This window comes from Pediococcus siamensis (assembly GCF_047220215.1).
Classification (GTDB): domain Bacteria; phylum Bacillota; class Bacilli; order Lactobacillales; family Lactobacillaceae; genus Pediococcus; species Pediococcus siamensis.
This window is the reverse complement of sequence record NZ_CP178375.1, coordinates 1,768,310-1,785,182: the sequence shown is the minus strand read 5'-3', so window position 1 is coordinate 1,785,182 and position 16,873 is coordinate 1,768,310. Positions and strand designations below refer to the sequence as shown.

The window sequence follows — 16,873 nt, the reverse complement described above, 5'->3', positions numbered from 1 at the left end:
TTTCTGTGATCGGCTTTTTCTTAATGTAACAAAACTTTGATTGGAAACTTGCGCTTCTCTTGTGCTAGACTTTAAATGGTTTATTAGTTAAGGGAAGAGAAGGATTTAAAATGACTTTAGATGGGATCGTTGGAAACATTTTGGCGGAAATCAATATGCGGCGGCATCCGCGAGCCGACGGAATTAAATATCAATCGGTGGAATGCACCTTTCCAGTCACGTTCACGCGTGATGGCTATAAGGAAGCAGATGGCTGTATTATCTTCTTGGTAGAACCTGATGGCAGTTATACGGTTAAGAAGTTTCCTACCCGCTACATGGATGTACAGGATCCAGTGCGGAAAATATACCATGGGGCGATCTTTGATTGCGATGAAGAACCCACAGCAATTGATAAATTAATTGAGACTTTGGCAGACAGGGTTAAAGAAACAGCCTAGTTTGTTATTGGCTTTGAATAAAGCGGCACTGAAATGAAATTTCGGTTCCGTTTTTTTTTTTTTGCTTTCACGGGACAAAACATCTCTCGGGTGGCTGTTTACTAAGCAGTTAAATAATGAAAATCAGGCAGCCTCTTAGGGTTTTAATGCTTGGTTGATCACCCCAAAAGAATGTTTGACATTTTCGTGGCAAGGCTTACATTTAAGGTTTAACCAAAATTGGAGGTAAGAAAATGCCAGCATATACAATTGATGATTTTGCTAGAATGATTGATCACACGAATTTAAAAGCTTTTGCAGCTGCTAAGGACATGACACAACTTTGCAATGAAGCCCAAAAGTATCATTTTAAAATGGTGGCGGTAAATCAAGTACAGTCCAAGCTGTGTGCGCAGCAGCTTGCGGGAACGGACATTGATGTAGGAGCTGCCATCAGTTTTCCGTTAGGGCAAACCAGTATTGCGTCCAAAGCATTTGACACACAAGATGCGATCCAAAATGGTGCCAACGAAATTGATTATGTCGTCAATTTAACAGAAGTAAAGAATGGCAATTATGCGTATGTTAAAGAAGAGATGACCCGCTTAGTTGCCCTTTGCCACCAACAACAAGTGCCGTGCAAAGTTATTTTTGAAAATTGTTATTTAACCAAAGCAGAAATTAAAAAACTCGCTGAAATTGCGCGTGAAGTTAAACCAGATTTTATTAAAACGTCCACTGGTTTTGGGACGCGCGGCGCACAACTTGAAGATGTGGCCTTGATGAAGTCCGTCGTCGGAAATGAAGTGAAGGTTAAGGCAGCTGGCGGTATTCGTAATACCGATGACTTTTTGAACTTTATCAAAGCTGGTGCTGATCGCATCGGAACGAGTGCGGGTGTGCAAATCATTGAGGCTTTAAAAGAGAGAATGCGGCTGGATCAAGTTTCTGAAATTGAAGTTGACCGTCCGTATCCCAAGATCACGCAATAACTAAGGAAGGCAGAAAAATGGCAACAGTTAATCAAGCAGTTTTGGATGATATTAAACAAACAACCAGTCAGTGGGCGGCTTCCGATGCCAAACGTGATCAGGGGTTACCGACTGAATTTCCAGATGTGCAACGGTTTGACAATTTAAGCTACGGTCCGGCTGGCGAGGAAAATTTACTGGATATCTATATTCCCAAGCCAGTTACCGCACCGGTGGCCACCATTATTAATATCCATGGTGGCGGCAATGTGTACGGTTCTAAAGAGCTCTATCAGCATTATTGTTTAGGATGGGCGCGTCATGGCTTCGGCGTGGTCAATTTTAATTATCGATTGGCTCCTCAAACGCCGTTTCCTGGCGCCTTAGAAGATACAGCAAAAGTCGTTAAATGGGTAGAAACGCATGGTCAAACTTACCATCTTGATCGTCAAAATGTATTTATTGTGGGTGACAGTGCAGGTGGAACCTTAGCCTTTCAATATTTAGTGGCAACTCAAAATGAAGCTTATCGAAAGGCTTTAGGTTTAGCACAGTGTGCAACCTTAAAGGTACGGGGAGGCGGCTTAAATAGCGGCTTTTATTTCATTGACCGGCCAGGCGCCATTGAGCCAACAAGTATGATGAGTGCTTATTTTACGCCAACAGTTTTAAAAGCGGATGCCCAAGTGTTGCGTACCGAAGACTTTGTGACGGCTAATTTTCCTCCGGTATTTGTGATGACTGCTAATCAGGATTTTTTGCACGATGAAGGTATTCGGTTAGACCAGTTTCTGATTGATCACCAGCTCAAACACCAGTTCCAAGTTTATGGAACGCCAGAAGATCCGCGTGAACACGTTTTTCAACTCAATCAACGTGATCCGATTGCCGCCGAAGCAAATCACGCGCAGGCCACTTTCTTTAGAAATCTCATTCAAGCGTAAAATAAAACGATCAATCAGGGGCCAAAGCGGTGATTGATCGTTTTTTAATGAAAGTACTGAAAAATTATTCTGCAACAACTTGGAAGAATAAAACGGATCCCCAAGCTTCACCTTTGATGAGGTTTTTGGCTACTTTTGCAGCAGCGGCAGAATCGTCTGGTGTCACATTGAATTCGAGCTTCATGCCTGTCTTTTTCACAAATTCAAACTTGAAGTCGCCACCATCATAGGCTGTCAAAAGCTTCGTAATATCGTCTTGTTTCTGTGGGGAATTAATTGCAATCATGTGTCTCTCTCCTTATGAAAAGTAATATTTCAATCAACTAACAGATAAAGTTTATTATAAAAAGAATCGAAAGTAAACCCTTTCAAAAATTGTTCTTGTAATCAAATGAAATTTCGAGTAACTTAAAAACATAACCACCAGAAAAGACAATTGGAAAGGAAAAGTGACTATGGCTAATAGTGAATTATTTCAAAAAAGTAGAGCGGATTATTTAAAGTTTGTGAATCATTATGCAGCAGGAACTTTTTTGGACAATAACATTCAAGCATCAAATTATACCAAAATTGCCCTTGTGCCGACAGTTGCAACCATTAAAGATTGGTCTAAATTGTATCAGCAGTTTAAATTGGGCGAAGCATATAGTAATGAGCAGTATTGGCAAGATGAATCTAAGTATTTGGTTGATGTGACCCAAGCCAAAGAGTGGTTAGAGGAACTTTTTAAGGACACATTTAAAATTACGGCGGTCGGCGCGGAATTTCTAGAGGGTGTCGGCAATCGTTCTTCTGAACAGTCTGTCCAGCTCACGGAAGCCACAGATTCTGCTGATAATTGTTATTACATTCTGCAAAGTGGCTTTCCGGCGTTGGAAGCTAAAAGTAATACCTTAAAAAATAGTGCCGACTTTTCCTATGACCGGGATATTTTCTCGATCGATTCAGCAAACAATGTTTCTTATGATGAGAAAAACTTAATCCAGTTGCTTTTAACTCTGGTCAAAGACTATTTTGATCGTGATATTGCCACCGACGAATTGGTTGCTAAGTTACCTGTTTTCCGAGCTTGCGGAACTTTTAGCGATTATGGCAAGCCGGCAGTTACTGGCAATCGGCTGTGCATGGTCCTTAAGACCGCTCATAAAAATGAACTGAAACTGCCTGCTGATCAGACACAGTTAGACAAATTGGCCAATGGTGAATCGCTGCAATTTGAGAAAGTTTCGCGCAGTGCCGCTTGGAAAGCCAACGAACAGAAACGATTGGAATGGCTGCTTGCTGGCATGCAAACTGCTCAAAATGAAAGCTAAGTTCGAACTAAAAGTGTTTAAAAAAAGCGATTCAATTGTGATCCTACTAGAGTGTTATACAACTAAAATCTAAATTATTAGGGTAACCAAAGAAGCCGAATGATTCGTTCTTGAATCATTCGGCTTTGTTATTGGGTGGCAAAGTTAGTTTTTCTTGAATTTAAAGCGCATCCTTCAGGCCTTCGAGGATGACGATTTTTGACTAGGTAGGGAAACGATCAACAGAATGGTTACGAGGCATAATACGGCAAACAAAATTAAAACAAACCGACTGCCTAACGTGGTCTGTTGAATTGCGGAAAGGCCAGGAGTTCGGAAATTGGTCATTGCCAAAATAGCAGCTGCAATGGCTGTCCCCAGTGATCCAGAATACTGTTGTAAGGTGTTAAAGACCGCATTACCATCCGCAATTTCATTCGGTGAAAGCTGCTGAAGGCCAAAGGTTAGGGCGTTATTAAAAATAAAACTGAAGCCCAGCATGTAGATGGCGTAAAAACAGACAATGGTTCCAGTGGTTAACTGGCTGGTAAAGATAAGCAGGAGACCAACGCCCAGTAAAATAAAGCCACTACCGATTGTGAAGGGTAATTTAACGGAATGCTGGTCCAACAAACGACCTGTGAATGGTGCAATGATCGCTGAGAGCAGACTGCCGCCCAGCAGCATCATTCCTGAAAGCATGACGCCCTTGTGCAAGGGAAGCTGGGCGAAAGTTGGTAGTAAGAAAGTGAGCCCGATTTGCACAAACTGAACGAAGAAATAAATTAAAACCGCTCTTGAGAAACGTGAGTTGGCAAAAATTTTAATGTTAATCAGGGGTGCTTGCGAGTGAAGCGCGGTGTAAGCAAACAAAGCAAAGCAAGCCAGACTGAAAATGAAGCTGCCGTAAACGCCTGGAATTAGTAAATGTCCGCCACCAGCTTGATTGACCGCCAGAGTTAGGCTGATCAGGCCTAATAGGATCAGTAAGAATTCACCAATTGGGAACGCTAATTTACGGGGTTGTTGCACCTGTTGAATGGTAAACCACGCTAATAAACAGCAGATGATCCCCAATGGTAAAGTTAACCAGAAAATGAGCGGCCAACTATACATTTGGGTAATAAAACCACCATAAGTTGGCCCCAATGATGGCGCAAAGGCAACCACCATACCGGCCATCCCAACATACTGCCCTTGTTTTTGAAGCGGGACCTGATGCATAATAATCGCAAACATCAGCGGCATGACTAGGCCGGTACTGACTCCTTGAATAATACGCCCGATTAAGAGCGTCATAAGGCTATGGGCCGTTCCAGAAAAAATGATTCCGAGCATGAAAAGCACGCCGGCGGTTCCTAATATTGTTTTGTACTTTAATCGTCGCTGAATGAAAGCGGTGATGGTCATAGTGGCTGCCACCACCAGTAAATAAGCGGTTGTGACCCACTGTACATTATTTAAACTCTCGTGAAATTGGCGCATTAGTGTAGGAAAAGTCACATTCATTGATGTCTCAACGAGGACCCCACAAAAGGCTAAACCAGCACTTCCAATGATGGAAAGCTTGGTTTGTTGACTGACAGTTGCTTCTTTTTCCATTAAAAAACCTCCAAGATTCTAGCCGAAGCACGGGATACCTAAAATGGGTATGGTGCACTTTCACTAGAATTGGAGGTAACTGTTTTAGAACCACTAAATATCTTCTGTTGGAAGTTGAACATGCGCACATCAATAAAAATATCAGTGCTTCAGCTTTTAATTTACGTTTCCATTATAACGAAAAATCTCAAAAAAGCGCAAGTCTTTTTGGAAGTCACGCATTGATAACTTGAGCCGTGTGGTGCTGATAGTACATTTTCACGTGCGGGGTGCCGTTAAAAAGAAATGTTGCGCTGATTTTTTGAAAACCGAATTTTTGATAAAAATCCGCTACTTGAATTTGCGCCTCGATGACGATTGGTTTGTCCGGCCATTTTTCCTGACAGGTACGCAAAACTTGTTCAATGAGTTTACGGCCCAAGCCCGTCCCACGAACCTGCTCGGCAGTTACAACCCGACCAAAGGTAAGGTGATCGGCTTCTTCAAAAATACGGGCATACGCTAAAACCTCATGTGTTGTTTCATCTTCAGTATAGACATGATCGGCAATTAAATCATTGGCGTCAAGTTCATGATAAATCCGGGTCTGTTCCACCACAAAGGTATCAATTAGGAGCTTGGTAATTTGATAAAATTCAAGGCTGGTAAGATCATTAAGTTTTTTAATTTTCCACATAGACAGACCGCTTTCTATATAGTGATAGTGTATAATATAGTTGTATTTACAACTAATGACAGGAGTCAAACCATGAATCAGACAAATCTTTATCGGTTGATTGGTTCCATTGCCCGCCAATCCACAACGAGTGTCAACCAGCAGGTCAGCCATTTAGGTCTCGATAATAACTTATTCGTGTATTTGATGCGGATTGTTGAAAATGAAGGCCTTTCGCAAGCCGAACTGGTTGAAAGAGTCCGCATTGATAAAACAACGTTAAGTCGCGCCCTCAAAAAATTGGTGGCAGAAGGTTATGTGCGCAAAGTTCCAGATGCACATAATAAAAAATTTCGGCGCCTATATGCGACGGACAAGGGTAAAGCCATTTATCCGCAAGTCAGCCAAATTGAACAAGCATACATTCAGCAAGCCTTGAGTGGTGTAGATGAAGCAGAGCAAACAGAATTACAAACGCTTCTCGCCAAGATTTATGCTAATTTATGAGTATAAATGTAGTTTATCACGTACAATTGCAAATGCAACTATTAAAAAGAAACTAGTGGCAATTCCCGCATAAGTTTTGGCAGGCGGTTGTCAAATTTTAGCTGGTAGCGTAGCGGCGGTCGGAGTTGGCACATCCAGAAGTTACAAACACTTACAACAGTAGAGACCCAATGATTTGAGGTGCTTAAGCTTTGGGTTATAATGGATTTGTTTTTAGTGATGAAGAAGGGATGATGAAATGGCAAGTTATAATTTTTTAGAACCCTATACCTTTGCAAATGGCGCGACGGTTCGCAACCGAATTGTGATGCCGCCAATGACTGAGTGTAGTGCCTTTGAAAACGGGGTTGTTTCGAATGATGAAATTGCCTATTATCGCAAACGTGCTGGTGGTGTCGGTCTTGAAATTACCGGGTGTGCAAACGTTTCTGAGTTAGGCAAGGGCTTCGAAGGCGAACTTGCGGTAACGGAGGATCGGGATATTCCCCAGTTAGCACACTTAGCGGCAGCCATTAAGAGTCGCGGTGCAAAAGCAATTTTGCAGATTTTTGATGCCGGGCGAATGACAACCAGTGCCATTTTACGAGGTGAACAACCGGTCAGTGCCAGTGCTGTCAAAGCACTCCGGGAAAATTCGGAAACACCGCGTGCGTTGAGTGAAGACGAAGTGGAAGCCATTATTAAGGATTTTGGTGCGGCAACCAAACGTGCTATCCAGGCTGGTTTTGATGGGGTGGAAATTCATGGTGCCAACACCTATTTAATTCAGCAGTTCTTTTCACCGCACTCTAACCGGCGCCGCGACCAGTGGGGCGGTTCATTAGATCAACGGATGAACTTTCCGTTAGGTGTGGTTGAAGAAGTCCGCCGGGTAGTCAAAGAAAACGCCCCGCAGTCATTTCTGGTTGGGTACCGCATTTCCCCAGAAGAAATTGAAACACCAGGAATCCGGATTGCCGACACACTGGCTTTAGTTCCTAAATTGATCGAAAGTGGGATTGATTATCTGCATATTTCATTGAAACAAGTTTGGCAGACTTCAGCTAATGACGAAACGGATACGGAACCGTTAGTTGAAAAAATCCAGAAGGTGGTGGCTCACAAAGTACCGCTGATTGTGGTTGGGCAGATTGTCAAGCCGGCAGATGCTGAAAAAGTCATTGATGCGGGATTTGAATTTGCCGCTCTAGGCCAAGAATTGATTCGGGAGCCAAACTGGGTACAAAAAGTCATGGCTGACGATGAAGCCACCATTCGTTATGAACTTTCGCCAAGTGATTTGGATGAGCTCAATATAAATCCGCCGCTATGGGATTTCTTAAACTCGGGCTTCAAAAAGACCATCCATTTTTCGCATGATTGATTAAAGGATTACAAAAAAACGTGATAAAGTGGGCTTTCAATGCCGCAAAATTGATAGGTCAAGCGTCTATTAATGCTGCAGCACTCTCCCAACTTTATCACGTTTTTTAAATTTATTGCTAGAGTTTGGCTAACCGCTCGCGTAGTTGTGGTTGACTGGCATAAAGATATAACCCATGAACGCCACGTTTCATTAGCACGTTTAAAGTATTCATGATTAATTGTTGTTTGATTTTTGTTAAGGTGCGGGGATCGTCCAGGTCAGATCGTTTCTTAAAGATTTCACTATCAGTGACTTTGGTTAGGTCCACCGTCACCTGATCATTTTTCGCATCGTAGACAATCGGTGGGCCTAATATCACGCCGACATAATTCAGATCAAATCCTTGTACGGTGTAAATTGACCCCACTTCATGAATCGTAGCGGGCTTTTCTGCCCATGGTTGGCGGGAATAGTTGTACTGATCCCAAGGTAAGCTAAAATTACCTTCACTCACGTAATGTTTGCCACCATCTAGCTTGGAAGGATAACCCGTAGTAGAGACAATCCGGGAAAGTCCGACCTCGCGATCTCGTTGTAAGATCAACTGGTACATGGCTTTGGCATCGGTCATGATCCGAAAATCAAAGTGATCAGCGCGTCCACGTGGAATTGGTGTGAGTTTGCCGTGCGTGAATTGATTGATCCACTCAACTAACTTGGTATCGACATGCATGCGAAATTGATTATGGAGCACGTAACTTTGATGCACATAGGGTGCCACCAGTGCTTGGAGGCGAGGCGTATCCCAATAACTTTTTGTTTTCAAGACCTGATTTTCATCGAACACTAAAATGACAATGTGACTGTGGTTGATGATCTCTTGAAGTTGATTTTCCTGGTCAAAATTATTGTAGCGGTCAGGCCGTGATAACAGGAGATGTGCTTCATCAATCACCGCAATATCATAAGTTTGGTGGTCCTTGGTACGACGATTAATAAAAGTCGTGGGACGATCAAAGTCCTTTTTTAGCAAATAAGGCTGTGTGCCCGCAATTTCTTGATAAACTTTGAGAATTTCTGGATGGTTCACTAAAAAAATGTTTTGCGAATGATACAAATCACTTTCTGGCTCGTGACGGGCCGCAGTTTGAATTGTATTAAAGATTTGGCTTAAAACCACACTTTTCCCTGTTCCAGCCTCGCCATAAATCGTAAAAATAGCATGGGTATCTTGGTGGAGGTGGTGACGTACAAAAGTCATCACTTCGGCTTTTAAGTGGGCTTGTTCAGGTGATAAAGTTTTAAAGGGCGACAATTTGTATTGCGCCTTGTTTGCTTGTTTGACGGTCATAACAATTCCTCTTTCTAAAATGCATAGATCTATGGTAAGCCAAAATCGCCGTTCTTTCAAAGTTTAGACGTGTTATACTTTTCTCATCACTTAATGAAAGCTTGGATTGAAATGGTTAAAATTGTGGCGTTAAATGCGCAAAATTTGGCAGATTGGGATAAAGCCAACACCCCGTTTGATTTAACGGGAGAGATACAGCCGAGTTTAGAAAACGGTCAATGGCGAATCGAAGAAACGTTATTTGCACAAGCTAAACAGACTAAATTTCCAGCTGAACAACCAGATGAAAGTTATCTGACGGATCCGCATAAACAACTCTATTTTGCCTATCTGGATGGGGCGGTTGTGGGTCAAATTCGAATGTATCAGAATTGGAATAAGTTTTGTTATATCGAAAATCTCGCCATTAAGAATGGCTATCGTCACAACGGAATTGGACATCAGCTTTTTTCAGCTGCAGAAACGTGGGCACATGACCAACATTTGCTTGGATTGCAACTGGAGGCCCAAAATGACAATTTGAATGCGTGCCGGTTTTATCAAAAACAGGGAATGCAGTTAGGCGGTGTCGATACCCTGTTTTATTATGGGAACCCCAACATTAACGTCGCACTTCAGTGGTATAAACTTTTTGAGAAGTAGTGGTCAAAGGTTAACCTGATTTTATAAGCTGAGGTTGAAATGTTCGTTTCTTGGCCGTTCCTTTTCTATAATAAGGTTATCAAATCGATGGGAGTATATCATGACTTTACAAAACAAACGTATCTTAATTATTGGCGGCACTTCTGGCTTTGGCGCCGAAGTGGCTCGACAGGCCTTACAAAAAAACGCGACTGTTGTGGTTGTTGGCCATCATCAGGAACGCGTGACGACTTTTGTGCAAAAAACGAAAGGCGATGGGCAACTTTCTGGTAAAGCGCTTGACGCCCAGAACAAAGACCAGTTAGCGACTTTTTTTGCAAATGAAGGCTCTTTTGACCATGTAATTTCAACACTTGGCGGGGCGATGGGGGGCGGTTTTTTGACCAGTCCACTGGCTTTAATTCGCAAAACAGTTGAAGATAAGTTTTTTGCAAATTTACAAGTTGCTCAAATTGCCTACCGTCATGTGAATGCGCATGGTTCCTTAATTTTCACTTCGGGATCGGGAGGTCATCCAAGTGATGCCTCAGGCGCTATTATTGGAAATCAGGCCATTAATACGATGGTAGCTGGTCTGGCAGTCGAATTGGCTCCCAATATTCGCGTGAATGCCGTTTCACCAACGTGGACACCCACCGGGCTTTGGCGCGATTTAACTCCGTCTCAAATTCAAGAACAAAAAGCGGCGTTTGCAAAAAACGTGCCTCTAAAACGTGTTGGGACAGTTGCTGAGGTTGCCGCGGCCTATTTGTACAGCATGGAAAATGATTTTGTGACCGGCCAAGTCTTACGAGTCGATGGCGGCGTCGATTTATAAGCGTAATATCGAAGTTATTCACAAGTTTCAAAAAATAACCGGCAAATGATGCACAATAAAAAGTGAGCCAAAGGTCGGTTAGGTTTTGAGCACAGTTAACTGCTCAAAAGAGACTTTTGGCTCACGATGGTGCTTCACAACTGGATAGAAATACAAAGAGAGTGGGGAAACACCTTTTCCGTGCTCTTTTTTTGAACAAGAGCTTATGCGTTATGTTCTTCACCGGGCGCAGTATCGGTCAACTGATCTAGTTTTGCCAGATCAACTGCCGAGATTTCGAAATCTAACTTTGTATTTTCTGCAATATGTTGCGGATTAATGGCTTTCGGTAAGGGCAAAATATCATGGCTGAGACAGTATTTTATTGCCAGTTGAGCAACAGATACCTTGTAATGTTCGGCAATCGCTTTAACTTGCTGATTATTTAATAAAAAGCCGGTTGCTAAAGGTGAGAAGGCTTCAACTAACATCTCATTATTTTGGGCAAATTTGACATTCTGTGGTTCCGTATAACCAATGTAGTACTGTAGCTGATTAACCATCGGGGCAATCTCACAATGGGCTAAAATGTTTTGTTGATCCTGAACATTGAAATTGGAAATACCAATTGCTTTGGCACGGCCAGATTTATAAATGGTTTCCATTGCCCGCCAGACTTCGACATTTTCCTTGCTATAGTCTGCACCCATCTCATTCCAGGGCCACGGTGCGTGAATCAAATACAGATCAACGTAATCTAAGCTTAGATTTTGGAGGGATTCTTCAAAATAATGAAGACTTTCAGAGTACGTTTTACTTTTGGCTGGTAATTTCGTGGTCACGAAAATGTCTGCACGGGCGATACCGGAATTGCGGATAGCGGTGCCCACACTTGCTTCGTTTCCATATTGCCAAGCCGTATCGATGTGGCGATAACCTGCCTTTAGCGCATCTTTAACCGCTGTGACAGTAGTTTCACCAGCTGGAACTTGCCACGTTCCAAAGCCGACTTTAGGAATTTGAACGCCATTGGTGAGTTCGAAAGTTTCAGTGAGAATTTGCATCAATATGATCCTCCGTTTAAAGAATTTTTTTGTTGTTCTAAGCATAGCATGAATGGCATGGAGATAACATGGTGGCGTGCATCACAAGAAATAAAAACGATAAGCTAGACACACAAATTCTGGATGTCATAGAAAGGCGCGAAAAATTTTCCTGCCTCTTCAAGACTTCGAACTTTAATAGCTAAAGCTAAGGGAAAAAACTAACTGCTCCACGTAACAATAGAAGCCGAACGATTCGAAGAAAATCGTTCGGCTTCTGCTGTTAAAATATCTTTTTTTGTGCCTCTTGTTTAGCCATTAGCTTTCACTCGGCGGCGCAACAAGAGTTTCCGTAATTCTTCAATTAAAATCAGAGGAATTGGGATGCAGACCAGCAAGCCCCAATCGCGTAATCCAATTGCCGCGGTGTTGAACAGGTCCTGTAGAAATGGGACATAAATCAACAGGGCAAGGAGGGCAATTTCAAACACGATGCCACCAAGGATTCTGTGGTTACTAAAAATACCAATCTTGAAAACAGAAGACGTCTTGGTCCGACAGTTGATCGCAGCCGCAATCTGACAAAAGACAATCGCAGCTAGGGTCATGGTGGTTGCTTCTTCATAAACGGCACCGGATCCGGCTAAAGCCACTCCCGGCCAGCCGTGTTGGTTATTCACAAAGAAGTACGCCACAGTAGAAATGATGGAAGCAACTAAGCCGTACCATGCAAAGGCCTTTAAGATAATGCCACGGTTTAAAAGATGCGCGGTACGTGCGCGCGGGGCTTGTTTCATAATTCCGGGTTCACTTTGTTCAGCACCCAAGCCCAAGGCAGGTAACATATCCGTACCTAAATCGACCGTCAAAATTTGCATTACCGTTAATGGTAAAGGAATTAAGCCGCGTGAGAAAAGAAACAGAATTGAGGGAGCTGCTTCAGGCAAGTTACTGTTCAAAATATATAACAAGAACTTTTGCAGGTTGCTATAAACGGTCCGCCCTTCTTCAATGGCTGCCACGATCGAAGCAAAGTTATCATCCGTTAAAATCATGTCAGCTGCGTCTTTGGCAACGTCGGTACCAGTTACCCCCATGGCAACACCGATATCCGCCTTTTTGAGTGCAGGGGCATCATTCACACCATCACCTGTAGAGGCCACAATTTCGCCATTACTTTGTAAAGTCGAAACAATACGGTATTTTTGTTCAGGAGCTACCCGGGCAAAAATCACTTCACCCTTAAGAGCTTCTTTCAGTTTATCGATTCGCATTTCGGCCAGTTCATCACCCGTAATCACCCGCGCTTTATCACTCGTGAGGCCGATTTTAACGGCAATACTTTTTGCAGTTAAGGAACTATCACCGGTAACCATGATGATTCGAATGCTGGCTTCATGACATTTACGTACGGCTTCATAAATTTCGGGACGGGGTGGATCTTGCATAATCGTTAGGCCGACAAAAACGAGATGCTGTTCGGCATCCGCAATTTTCCAGACCTTAGGATCTTTGGGTAACTGATCATCTGCAGTAACCTCACGATAGGCAACTGCCAAAGAACGTAAACCTTGAGCAGCAAACGCCGTGTCGGCATCATTAATCTGTTTTTTGTCTGCTTCGGTAAGCGGCCGGATTTTACCATTTTCAAGGATGCTGTCACTAATTGGCAACATGCCATCTAAAGAGCCCTTCACACAAACGGTAATGTGATCACCCGTTTTGTGAAATGTTGACATGCGTTTTCGCTCAGAATCGAAAGGTAATTCGCCAATGCGCGGAACTTTTTTACTTTCGCCATCAGTATCAAAACCAGCTTTTTCTGCCAAGATCACTAAGGCTGCTTCGGTTGGGGTCCCAATAATTTTGGGATTATCACCAGGCTGTTTGGGAGCCTCGACTTTCGTATTATTATTGAGCGCGGCAATTTGTAATAGTTTTTGTAGATCAGGATGGGCTGACAAATCAACATCCTGGTTATGAAGCTGGATATGACCATTGTTGACGTAGCCTTGACCAGTTACGGTGTACTGATTACCGGCTAACCACAGATGATTGATAGTCATTTGATTTTGGGTAAGTGTACCGGTTTTATCGGAGCAAATAACCGTTGTTTCGCCAAGCGTTTCCACACTATTCAAGTTTTTTACCAACGCATGTTTTTTGGCCATTCGGGTCACACCTTGGGCCAAAGAAAGCGTCACAGTTGGCAAAAGGCCTTCGGGAATAAACGCCACGATCATTCCTAACGCAAAGATAAACGATTTGGCAATTGGATAGTGAACAAAAAAGATGGCAGCGACAAAAAAGAGCGTTCCGATCAAAATGGCGATTAAGGATAATTGACGGGTTAAGTGGTTAAGCTCTAATTCCAACGGGCTGGCGTGATGTTTTTCACTTTGAGTTAGCTTAGCAATTTTGCCAAACTCGGAATGCATCCCGGTCGCTACAGCAACTGCAGTAGCCGATCCGCTTCCTGCAACCGTGCCCGCAAAAACTAAATTGGATTCTGCAAAGCGACCAACCCCATGTGAATACTGTGCTTGTTTGCTGACTAAAACAGACTCGCCGGTTAGAGCGGATTCATCGACCTGCAAGGAAGTCGACTCAATGATGCGAGCGTCCGCAGAGATACTGTTGCCAGCTTGAATGATGAACACATCGCCTGGGACCAGGTCTTCTGAGTTGATTTGCTGTGCTTTTCCATCACGTAAGACCTGAGCGTATGTCGGGAGCATCTTTAAAAGAGAGTCGGTAGCCTTTTGCGCCTGATGTTCCTGCCAGTAGCTGAAGATGCCGTTAATTAAATTGACAGCCCAGATGGCGATTCCTAGTTCGACCATATGGGCAAAAATTGCGATAAACCCACTGATCCAAAGTAAAATCGCCATCAAACTTGTGAAATTCTTTAAAAATGCTTTGAATTGCGATTGTTTCTTATTTCGTTGAATGGTATTGTGTCCAAACTTTTTAAGTAATTCAGCTGCATGTTCGGAAGTTAAACCTGTTTCCTTAGTATCAAAGTACTTGTAAACATCGTCGATTTGCATTGATGCATAACGAGTCGTACTTTTTTGGTTGACGTTTTCCAAGATACTAGCCTCTTTCTTTCCAATTTTTTAATACAATCCCTTGCACCGTATTAGTATAAACCTTTTATAGAAAAGCGGTTAACTAATTTCAAAATGGAACTATTGGTCAATGTTGATGTTGGGGCGGGGCAAAACAGCAGTCCGATGAAGCACATACTGGCGAATTAACGTCACGATTTCTTTGTTTTGCGGCAGATCATGGTGTGTGCTGTCTTTGCCGGTAACGGTAATTTGCGTATACTTTTTTGCCCGTTTTTGATAGATATATTTTCCGGCTTCAACGCTTGCAAACGGCACCGTCCCGTCATTATTGTAATTTTCGGTCCCGGCAACTGAATACATGACTAGGTTGCTAGGAATCTTGGAATTGTCTTTAATCATGTCACTCAGCATTTGCGTGCGTTTATCGAGATTGGTTTCGGAAAAATTGAACGGTGAAGCAATCGTCATTAAGGTTGTGATTCGCATTTTTTGCTGATTAAAGTACTTTTCTAAATAGCGGGTGAGAATCAGGCCCCCATTGGAATGACCAATGGCTGCAAAGTGATTAAATTGATATTTGGCACTCAAAATTTTCATGGCGTGGTTCAACCAGGCGGCTTGCTTTTTAATATTCGAATAGCCATCCCGGTTGTTCTCAAATGCGATCACGATGTAAGGATGACTTCTTCCTGGCTTAAAATCGCCGCTATATGTCAAATGATTATCCGTGTGAACGGTGACTTTGAGCAAACTGCTGCTGGATTTTGTGTTGTGGTTTAATTCGTTAACTAACGCATCGAACCGTTCTTGAGTCGCACTACTACCGGGCACAAGAATAATTGGGGACACCCGTGAATCAGCTGCCGGAATTGCATTGCGCATGTTTTGCTGGGTCCATTTAAGTCCGGTAATGGTAAAAATGATGAGCAGGGCAGTAAGCAAACTAATGCGGATCCATCTAAGCATGAGCGTCACCTTCCTTTTGTAATGATGCTTGGTCTAACAGCCGAATAAACGGATAGTAAATAGCTCCAGAAACCAGACAACAAAGCAAACTTAAGGTTAAGGCCAGGTAGTTTCCGTTGGTACCTAAAAAGGCGCGCAAAATACTCGGTGTTGCATAAGGGATCACGTAAGCGGCTGCTGGGACTAAGTGAAAGCTAATGGCTAAATAGCCTAACGTCATGGTCACGAAAGGCGCCAGCAAAAAGGGAATCAAAAGTAACGGGTTGAATAAAATAGGAATGCCAAACATGAGGGCTTCGTTTTGATCAAAAATAACTTGTCCTAACGTCAGTTGTGCGACCAAGCGAATTCGTTGCGCTTTAACGCGAACTAAAATGCTACCCACAAGTCCTAAAAGCATACCATTACCGCCAATTGCACCATAGGAATCATAAAGCGACTTAATATTTATTGGATAGGGAATCTTCCAAAGTTTATGGTGCTGCGCCAGGTAAGCCAAATTAGCCCCTTCCGCAGAAAAATGATTGCCGGCATCGGCTGCAAAGGTACTGATAATGCCGATGTAATGCCCCACATTGTGAATAAAGGTCGCTAAAAGAATGCTGCCTAAGTTGGGATGATTGCCAGCTTGAACAATATTTTGTGCCTGTTGATAAAGATAACTCGGAAAAAGCTGTGTTTGATAAATTGCAAAACTAAGCGCGCCCACTAAGAGAATGATACCAGTAAAAATAAAAATTAAATGAGTGGTCGCCCAGTAATGGGTTGAGATTCTAGGGGAATTTTGATGGGACAAAAGGCTGTAGCAAAAGCCGGTCAGCAAGCCAATTAGGATCGGTATCAAAAGGTTGCTGGCAACGGCTGTTATTTGGGGGAGATCAAGTCCCGATGCGGTTTCTACGATGAGAAGAAAATAAATGAACAGACTGGTTATGCCGGCTAGATATTGATGAGAAATGCCAGTACGCAATTCGAAAAATTTCTCGGCAGTAAAAAAGGCCAAGAGTAAGGAGACGGTGATGAAGGTGAGATTGTTAGTCGATTTTAAAAGATAAGCCAAATCATCAAACCCGGGTAGACTTTCATGCAAATTTAAAGCTACCTCGAGAATGCCATTGCGGTGAAATCCCAGTTCATAGACAATATGAAAACTTACCGCTACAAATTCAAGCGGAAAGATTAACCATAGTGAAGCCATGACGGCCTGGTAATAATTTTTTTGAGCTAATTTTTTAGTCCATTTAAATAGATGATTTTGAATGCCAA

Annotated in this window: 16 protein-coding genes; 8 read left to right on the top strand and 8 right to left on the bottom strand. The window is 42.8% G+C overall.

Annotation, left to right across the window (positions count from 1 at the left end):
* Positions 1-110 precede the first annotated feature (110 nt).
* The 3 genes from ACLJJ6_RS08665 to ACLJJ6_RS08655 all read left to right on the top strand — a co-directional run bounded on the left by ACLJJ6_RS08665 (position 111) and on the right by ACLJJ6_RS08655 (position 2,334).
* The gene (locus ACLJJ6_RS08665; protein ID WP_412989008.1) at positions 111-440 is read left to right on the top strand and encodes a hypothetical protein; all 330 of its coding nucleotides are present in this window, start codon (positions 111-113) and stop codon (positions 438-440) included.
* A gap of 233 nt (positions 441-673) precedes the next feature.
* The gene (gene deoC, locus ACLJJ6_RS08660; RefSeq protein ID WP_412989006.1) at positions 674-1,411 is read left to right on the top strand and encodes a deoxyribose-phosphate aldolase; all 738 of its coding nucleotides are present in this window, start codon (positions 674-676) and stop codon (positions 1,409-1,411) included.
* A 17-nt stretch (positions 1,412-1,428) separates the two neighbouring features.
* The gene (locus tag ACLJJ6_RS08655) at positions 1,429-2,334 is read left to right on the top strand and encodes an alpha/beta hydrolase (protein WP_412989005.1); all 906 of its coding nucleotides are present in this window, start codon (positions 1,429-1,431) and stop codon (positions 2,332-2,334) included.
* A gap of 64 nt (positions 2,335-2,398) precedes the next feature.
* On the opposite strand, the gene ACLJJ6_RS08650 is transcribed toward ACLJJ6_RS08655, so the two are convergent.
* Entirely contained in the window at positions 2,399-2,620 is a 222-nt protein-coding gene (locus tag ACLJJ6_RS08650; protein WP_412989003.1) for a hypothetical protein, read from the bottom strand.
* A 169-nt stretch (positions 2,621-2,789) separates the two neighbouring features.
* Between ACLJJ6_RS08650 and ACLJJ6_RS08645 the strand changes: the two genes are divergently transcribed.
* Positions 2,790-3,647, top strand: coding sequence for a hypothetical protein (locus ACLJJ6_RS08645; protein ID WP_412989001.1), 858 nt, complete (start codon positions 2,790-2,792; stop codon positions 3,645-3,647).
* Positions 3,648-3,821: 174 nt separating this feature from the next.
* On the opposite strand, the gene ACLJJ6_RS08640 is transcribed toward ACLJJ6_RS08645, so the two are convergent.
* Both ACLJJ6_RS08640 and ACLJJ6_RS08635 read right to left on the bottom strand, forming a co-directional pair.
* Positions 3,822-5,228 carry a DHA2 family efflux MFS transporter permease subunit gene (locus tag ACLJJ6_RS08640; RefSeq protein WP_412988999.1) on the bottom strand — a complete coding sequence of 469 codons (1,407 nt, stop codon included), beginning with the start codon at positions 5,226-5,228 and terminating at the stop codon, positions 3,822-3,824.
* A gap of 214 nt (positions 5,229-5,442) precedes the next feature.
* The gene (locus tag ACLJJ6_RS08635; RefSeq protein WP_412988997.1) at positions 5,443-5,904 is read right to left on the bottom strand and encodes a GNAT family N-acetyltransferase; all 462 of its coding nucleotides are present in this window, start codon (positions 5,902-5,904) and stop codon (positions 5,443-5,445) included.
* A gap of 72 nt (positions 5,905-5,976) precedes the next feature.
* Between ACLJJ6_RS08635 and ACLJJ6_RS08630 the strand changes: the two genes are divergently transcribed.
* Together ACLJJ6_RS08630 and ACLJJ6_RS08625 are read left to right on the top strand one after the other, a co-directional pair.
* Positions 5,977-6,390, top strand: a complete 414-nt coding sequence (locus tag ACLJJ6_RS08630; RefSeq protein WP_412988995.1) for a MarR family winged helix-turn-helix transcriptional regulator — start codon at positions 5,977-5,979, stop codon at positions 6,388-6,390.
* 238 nt (positions 6,391-6,628) lie between these two features.
* Complete coding sequence (locus tag ACLJJ6_RS08625) at positions 6,629-7,753, top strand: NADH-dependent flavin oxidoreductase (protein ID WP_412988993.1); 1,125 nt, start codon at positions 6,629-6,631, stop codon at positions 7,751-7,753.
* A gap of 118 nt (positions 7,754-7,871) precedes the next feature.
* Here ACLJJ6_RS08625 and ACLJJ6_RS08620 read toward each other — a convergent pair whose 3' ends face one another.
* Positions 7,872-9,086, bottom strand: a complete 1,215-nt coding sequence (locus ACLJJ6_RS08620; RefSeq protein ID WP_412988991.1) for a DUF2075 domain-containing protein — start codon at positions 9,084-9,086, stop codon at positions 7,872-7,874.
* A gap of 69 nt (positions 9,087-9,155) precedes the next feature.
* Here ACLJJ6_RS08620 and ACLJJ6_RS08615 point away from each other — a divergent pair, with 69 nt between their 5' ends.
* Together ACLJJ6_RS08615 and ACLJJ6_RS08610 are read left to right on the top strand one after the other, a co-directional pair.
* A complete protein-coding gene (locus tag ACLJJ6_RS08615; protein ID WP_412988990.1) occupies positions 9,156-9,728 on the top strand; it encodes a GNAT family N-acetyltransferase in 573 nt (190 codons plus the stop codon).
* A gap of 100 nt (positions 9,729-9,828) precedes the next feature.
* Entirely contained in the window at positions 9,829-10,545 is a 717-nt protein-coding gene (locus ACLJJ6_RS08610) for an SDR family oxidoreductase (protein ID WP_412988989.1), read from the top strand.
* Between the two features lie 203 nt (positions 10,546-10,748).
* Here ACLJJ6_RS08610 and ACLJJ6_RS08605 read toward each other — a convergent pair whose 3' ends face one another.
* From ACLJJ6_RS08605 to ACLJJ6_RS08590, 4 genes are all read right to left on the bottom strand, one after another.
* Complete coding sequence (locus tag ACLJJ6_RS08605) at positions 10,749-11,588, bottom strand: aldo/keto reductase (RefSeq protein ID WP_412988988.1); 840 nt, start codon at positions 11,586-11,588, stop codon at positions 10,749-10,751.
* Between the two features lie 290 nt (positions 11,589-11,878).
* On the bottom strand, positions 11,879-14,617 hold the full coding sequence (locus ACLJJ6_RS08600; protein ID WP_412990460.1) for a cation-translocating P-type ATPase: 2,739 nt from the start codon (positions 14,615-14,617) through the stop codon (positions 11,879-11,881).
* Positions 14,618-14,758: 141 nt separating this feature from the next.
* Positions 14,759-15,607 carry an alpha/beta hydrolase gene (locus ACLJJ6_RS08595; RefSeq protein WP_412988986.1) on the bottom strand — a complete coding sequence of 283 codons (849 nt, stop codon included), beginning with the start codon at positions 15,605-15,607 and terminating at the stop codon, positions 14,759-14,761.
* Entirely contained in the window at positions 15,600-16,805 is a 1,206-nt protein-coding gene (locus ACLJJ6_RS08590) for a PTS transporter subunit EIIC (RefSeq protein WP_412988985.1), read from the bottom strand. The genes ACLJJ6_RS08595 and ACLJJ6_RS08590 overlap by 8 nt, the downstream gene beginning before the upstream one ends.
* Positions 16,806-16,873: the final 68 nt, after the last annotated feature.

Coding starts and splice junctions, on each gene's coding strand:
- ACLJJ6_RS08645 (WP_412989001.1), top strand. CDS start 2,790: ATGGCTAATAGTGAATTATTTCAAAAAAGTAGAGCGGATTATTTAAAG.
- ACLJJ6_RS08600 (WP_412990460.1), bottom strand. CDS start 14,617: ATGCAAATCGACGATGTTTACAAGTACTTTGATACTAAGGAAACAGGT.
- ACLJJ6_RS08635 (WP_412988997.1), bottom strand. CDS start 5,904: ATGTGGAAAATTAAAAAACTTAATGATCTTACCAGCCTTGAATTTTAT.
- ACLJJ6_RS08620 (WP_412988991.1), bottom strand. CDS start 9,086: ATGACCGTCAAACAAGCAAACAAGGCGCAATACAAATTGTCGCCCTTT.
- ACLJJ6_RS08650 (WP_412989003.1), bottom strand. CDS start 2,620: ATGATTGCAATTAATTCCCCACAGAAACAAGACGATATTACGAAGCTT.
- ACLJJ6_RS08595 (WP_412988986.1), bottom strand. CDS start 15,607: ATGCTTAGATGGATCCGCATTAGTTTGCTTACTGCCCTGCTCATCATT.
- ACLJJ6_RS08590 (WP_412988985.1), bottom strand. CDS start 16,805: ATGGCTTCACTATGGTTAATCTTTCCGCTTGAATTTGTAGCGGTAAGT.
- deoC (WP_412989006.1), top strand. CDS start 674: ATGCCAGCATATACAATTGATGATTTTGCTAGAATGATTGATCACACG.
- ACLJJ6_RS08665 (WP_412989008.1), top strand. CDS start 111: ATGACTTTAGATGGGATCGTTGGAAACATTTTGGCGGAAATCAATATG.
- ACLJJ6_RS08655 (WP_412989005.1), top strand. CDS start 1,429: ATGGCAACAGTTAATCAAGCAGTTTTGGATGATATTAAACAAACAACC.
- ACLJJ6_RS08640 (WP_412988999.1), bottom strand. CDS start 5,228: ATGGAAAAAGAAGCAACTGTCAGTCAACAAACCAAGCTTTCCATCATT.
- ACLJJ6_RS08625 (WP_412988993.1), top strand. CDS start 6,629: ATGGCAAGTTATAATTTTTTAGAACCCTATACCTTTGCAAATGGCGCG.
- ACLJJ6_RS08630 (WP_412988995.1), top strand. CDS start 5,977: ATGAATCAGACAAATCTTTATCGGTTGATTGGTTCCATTGCCCGCCAA.
- ACLJJ6_RS08610 (WP_412988989.1), top strand. CDS start 9,829: ATGACTTTACAAAACAAACGTATCTTAATTATTGGCGGCACTTCTGGC.
- ACLJJ6_RS08605 (WP_412988988.1), bottom strand. CDS start 11,588: ATGCAAATTCTCACTGAAACTTTCGAACTCACCAATGGCGTTCAAATT.